Source organism: Mumia sp., from assembly GCF_028803055.1.
In the GTDB taxonomy this organism is placed as follows: Bacteria; Actinomycetota; Actinomycetes; order Propionibacteriales; family Nocardioidaceae; genus Mumia.
The window spans coordinates 1-4,226 of sequence record NZ_JARBCJ010000235.1; the positions used below are offsets into that span (position 1 = coordinate 1).

A 4,226-nucleotide genomic window follows, 5' to 3' on the forward strand; every position below is an offset into this window, starting at 1 on the left:
GACACCGCGATGCTCCCAACCGCCAGGAGAATCGTGCCGAACGGCATCCTCACACTCGCTCGCACGTCTCGCTGCCTCGACGAACCCGGCGGCGCGGTTCTGCTCGTCATGGAAACGATCCTGGCCCACCCGGATGCAGGGGCACCACCCCGACGAGGAGGAGTCCGGCCGGCGGCACCGATGAGTCCGGCTCGGCGACGCAGTCGGCTCAGCATGGCGGTGATCGACGACGTCCGGTCCCTGGGCTCCGAGCTGGAGCGCTCGTACGAGGTGTACGTGCGCGGAAGGCTGAAGTTCCGTGTCAAGCAGATCGTCTATGTGGCGTTCTCGCTCGACGAGCGCGTGATGGGCTTCGGCTTCCCCAAGGAGGAGCGGGCCGGACTCGTCGCGAGCGCGCCGAACACGTTCCACCTGCCCTCGGAATCGGACATGCGCTTCAACTGGGTCCATGCCGATCTCGCGGCGCTGGACCCTCGAGAGGCTCGCGAGCTCGTCGTCGACGCGTGGCGCATGGTCGTCCCTCAGAAGGTGTCGCGCGCCTACGACCTGATCCACCCTCACGGGCCAGGGTGATCCATAGTGCTCCGTACATAAGGTTTTATCTTGCTTTGCGTATCGTACACAGCGCATTATGCTGGCATGATGGCGAAGCGGGACGTACGACCTCCCAATGCGCGAGCAGACCGCAATCGGCGCGACCTCGCCGATCGGATCTCAACCTGGCGCAAGCTCATGGGGCTGACCCAGGATCAGCTCGCTCAGCGGGCCGGCGTCTCGCGCGGCGCGTACGCACGTCTGGAGAAGGGCGACCCCGGGGTCACGCTCGATGTGCTGATGCGAGTCCTGACGGTGACACGGCTCGCCGATGATGTGATCGAGGCGCTCGATCCGATGCGAACCGACCTGGGCCGTGCACGAGCCGATCAGCAGCTCCCTCAGCGAGTCCGCCGATGAACCGACAGATCGACGTGGTCACGCGACTGGGTGGCGAGGACGTCGAGGTCGGGACACTCACCGTCACCGAGGGTCGCGTGCTGTCCTCGACCTTCCGCTACTCCTACGACTACCTCTCCCGCACCGACGCCTACGCGCTCGAGCCGGCCATGCCGCTCGACGACGCGGCGCACCTCGTACGGGACGGGCTCCCCCTCTCGCTGCAGGACTCCTCGCCGGACCACTGGGGCAAGAACCTCCTGACGATGCAGCGGCGGGCCGACAACCTGGCCGGCGCCGATCTCCCGTCGGAGCTGAACGCCCTCGACTTCCTCCTGGGTGTCAGTGATGTCACCCGTCAGGGAGCGCTCCGGTTCCGTGTCGGCGACGGGCCGTTCCTGCAGGAGTCGGTCGGCGTCCCGAAGATGCTCGAGCTCGACGTGCTCCTGCACGCCGCAGACGTGATCGTCGAGGAGTCCCCGACGGGTTGGCGCGAAGCGGTCAAGACGATGCTCGATGCTGGGACCGGCGCGCTCGGCGGCGCGCTCCCCAAGGCGGCGGTCGTCGACGACGGCCGGCTGTGCCTTGCGAAGTTCCCGATGCTGGGTGACCGTGTCGACCGCGCTGTCTGGGAGAAGACGGCGCTCGACCTTGCCGAGGCCGCCGGCGTGCCGACGCCGCGGCGGCGGATCGTGACCGTCGCGGGACGAGGCGTCCTCCTGGTCGAACGCTTCGACCGGCGCGGTGAGGATCGAGTCCCCTACATCAGCGCGCGGACCCTCGCGCAGGAGCACGGCGACGGCGGCACCGCCGAGTACGAGGACGTCGCCGACGCCCTGCGTTTCGAGGGCGTCGCGCCTCGTGACGACCTGGTGGTGCTCTATCGCCTCGTCGCGGTCGGTGCCCTCATCCACAACACCGACAACCACCTGCGCAACCACGGCTTCCTCCGTGAAGGCGCCGGGTGGCGGCTCGCTCCCGCCTTCGACCTCAACCCGAATCCGGACGCGGGCGCCTCCCGCGCGACGAGCATCGCGGGGTCGTACCAGCCGAGGGACACCGGACGGGGTCTGATGGCGTTCGCGCCATACTGCGGCCTCGACCCAGCGCAGGCGCGACGCGTCGTCGCCGAGGTCGCCGAGGTGGTCCGTCGGTGGCGGGAGGTCGCCGAGAGCAACGGCGCGACCGGCCGCGAGATCGAGAGGTACGAGGAGTCGTTCTCGTCTCTCGACGCGAACGTGCGCAACGCGTTCGGGTTCGGGTTCGGCGCACCTACCTGAGTGGCGACGGGAGGCTCGACACCGGGCGCGTCGCCGTCGGCGGCACTGCGTCGACGTCCGTCCACACCTCGGTCATCGACGAAATCTGACCGTCGGTCGCGGTGATGAACGTCGCGACCTCGAAGTGCACGAGCTCGCCGTCAGCCCGGGCGGTCACGTGGCAGCGGGCCACAGCCCTGTCTCCGGACGCCACGAGGTCGTCGATGACGAGGTGCTCGAACCCTGGGTAGTCGGCGTTGAGGCGTACCCACGAGTCTCGGTCGAAGGTCTCACCCGTGTGCACATATCGGCAGACGAAGTCCTCGTGGAGCAGCGGGGCCAACTCGTCCCACGCGTGCGCGTCGATGGCCTGGCACAGCCGCGTCAGCAGCTCGTTGGCGTTCATGCTCACACAACCTAGTGGTCGGCCAGGACACGGAGCGGTGGCGATGCGGTAGGCGCCCGCGGGCTCGGTGTCGCCGGTCTGGCAGACTCGCGCGATGACGGAGAGTGGATACCTCTTTTTCGGGGTGTTGCCCGTCGCCGTCATGGTGAGCATCCCGCTCGGGGTCGCGGCGGCCGCGTACACGAGTCTCCACGTCGTCGTCCGCTGGGTGTTCGCCGGCGCGACCATCGCGATGGGAGCCGCCGCGATCGGCGCCGTCGCCGCGTGGCTCGTACCCGGCCTCAACGGGTGGAGCCGGGGCCCCGCCCTTGACCGCTACGCCGAGGTCTTCGTCGACTACCTTCTCTGGACATTCGCGTTCGCAGCGCTGCTGTCCTTCGCAGCGGTCGTGGCGCTCGCCGCCGTCGCGCTCGAGCACCTGACCTCGCCACGTCGCCGCTCGCACTAGTGCGGACCCCGACCTTGCGTGCTGCCGTCGCTCAGGGTAACGGTGTAGTGCCACGCGCCCATGACTTCGGGGTGCTTGCTGCTCGGCCGTTCTGAGGGCCACCATGCGGCGAAGCGTCCGTTCCTGACCGTCGCTTCGACGTCGGTCCCGAGAGGAGTTCGGACCGTCACGCTGGTGACGTCGTTGCCTGCGTACCCGTAGGTCCAGGTCAGCCATCCTCTGCGGAACCAGCCCTCGTCGGTGCTGACGCCGGTGCTTCCGGTCTCGACGATCTGGCGAGGGTCCACCGTTGCCGTCGGGGTGGGTTCGGCGAGGTCGGCGAAGATCTCGTGGCCCTCAGGGTCCTGGCCGGCTGCCGCGTTGCGCATCAGGCAGGTTGCCTCACCGACGGGTGCGGAGATGAAGACGTACGTCCAGCCACCGCGTCGCTCGGCCAGCAGGGTCTGGTTGTCACCGTCGGGCATCCCGAGCCTGGTACGGCAGGTGTCCGCGACTGCGGCGGTGTCCGGACCGGTGAGGGGTTCCGGCTTCACCGTCCATGACGCGAAGGCTGAGCTGCCGCCGAGCGTCAGCTCTGCAGCTGCAACTGCTGCGGCGGCGGCGAGCATGCCGATCGGGACCAGTCGCCGCCAGCGACGCCGAAGCCACGTCGGCTCCTTCGCAGGCGGGACGGCGGTCGGGCTTGTCAGTCCGGTGTTCATGTCGTCAGTGGTCTGCTTGGCCACTGGATCTCCTCCCGGGGACATCCGCTGCTGCGCTTCATCCGCAGGCGCGCTTATCCGTCCCACGCCCACGTCGCCGGAGGCCGCGCTACGCCACGCCAGTGCTCAGCCGAACTCCTTCGGCATGTCGATGAAGCGAGAGTAGTGACCCTGGAACGTCACCGTGGCCGTACCCGGCTGGCCGGAGCGGTTCTTGGCGACGATGAAGTCGGCCTCGCCGAGGCGCTCCGACTCCTGCTCGTACATGTCGGGGCGGTGCAGGAGCACCACGATGTCGGCGTCCTGCTCGATCGAGCCGGACTCACGCAGATCTGACAGCATCGGGCGCTTGTCGGTGCGCTGCTCGGAGCCTCGGTTGAGCTGGCTGATCGCGATGATCGGGACCTCGAGCTCCTTGGCGAGCAGCTTGATCTGACCTGAGAACTCCGAGACCTCGACCTGACGGCTCTCGACCTTCT

At 68.4% G+C, this 4,226-nt stretch carries 7 protein-coding genes; 4 read left to right on the forward strand and 3 right to left on the reverse strand.

Features of this window, described 5'->3' with window-relative positions; translation table 11 throughout:
• Positions 1-213: 213 nt before the first annotated feature.
• Genes PV363_RS16165 through PV363_RS16175 form a run of 3 tightly spaced genes read left to right on the forward strand, consistent with a single transcriptional unit; the run spans position 214 to position 2,213 of the window.
• A complete protein-coding gene (locus tag PV363_RS16165; RefSeq protein WP_220342711.1) occupies positions 214-573 on the forward strand; it encodes a hypothetical protein in 360 nt (119 codons plus the stop codon).
• Between the two features lie 30 nt (positions 574-603).
• Positions 604-954: a helix-turn-helix domain-containing protein gene (locus tag PV363_RS16170; RefSeq protein ID WP_301022868.1), complete on the forward strand. Its 351-nt coding sequence runs from the start codon at positions 604-606 to the stop codon at positions 952-954.
• The gene (locus tag PV363_RS16175; protein ID WP_301022869.1) at positions 951-2,213 is read left to right on the forward strand and encodes a type II toxin-antitoxin system HipA family toxin; all 1,263 of its coding nucleotides are present in this window, start codon (positions 951-953) and stop codon (positions 2,211-2,213) included. The genes PV363_RS16170 and PV363_RS16175 overlap by 4 nt, the downstream gene beginning before the upstream one ends.
• Here the strand turns inward: PV363_RS16175 and PV363_RS16180 are convergent.
• On the reverse strand, positions 2,206-2,598 hold the full coding sequence (locus tag PV363_RS16180; protein ID WP_301022870.1) for a nuclear transport factor 2 family protein: 393 nt from the start codon (positions 2,596-2,598) through the stop codon (positions 2,206-2,208). The genes PV363_RS16175 and PV363_RS16180 overlap by 8 nt on opposite strands.
• Before the next feature lie 94 nt (positions 2,599-2,692).
• On the opposite strand from PV363_RS16180, the gene PV363_RS16185 reads away from it, so the two are divergent.
• The gene (locus PV363_RS16185; RefSeq protein WP_220345659.1) at positions 2,693-3,046 is read left to right on the forward strand and encodes a hypothetical protein; all 354 of its coding nucleotides are present in this window, start codon (positions 2,693-2,695) and stop codon (positions 3,044-3,046) included.
• Here the strand turns inward: PV363_RS16185 and PV363_RS16190 are convergent.
• Together PV363_RS16190 and PV363_RS16195 are read right to left on the reverse strand one after the other, a co-directional pair.
• Complete coding sequence (locus PV363_RS16190) at positions 3,043-3,771, reverse strand: hypothetical protein (RefSeq protein ID WP_301022871.1); 729 nt, start codon at positions 3,769-3,771, stop codon at positions 3,043-3,045. The genes PV363_RS16185 and PV363_RS16190 overlap by 4 nt on opposite strands.
• A gap of 102 nt (positions 3,772-3,873) precedes the next feature.
• On the reverse strand, positions 3,874-4,226 hold a 353-nt coding region (locus PV363_RS16195), incomplete at its 5' end, for a DnaB-like helicase C-terminal domain-containing protein (protein WP_301022872.1).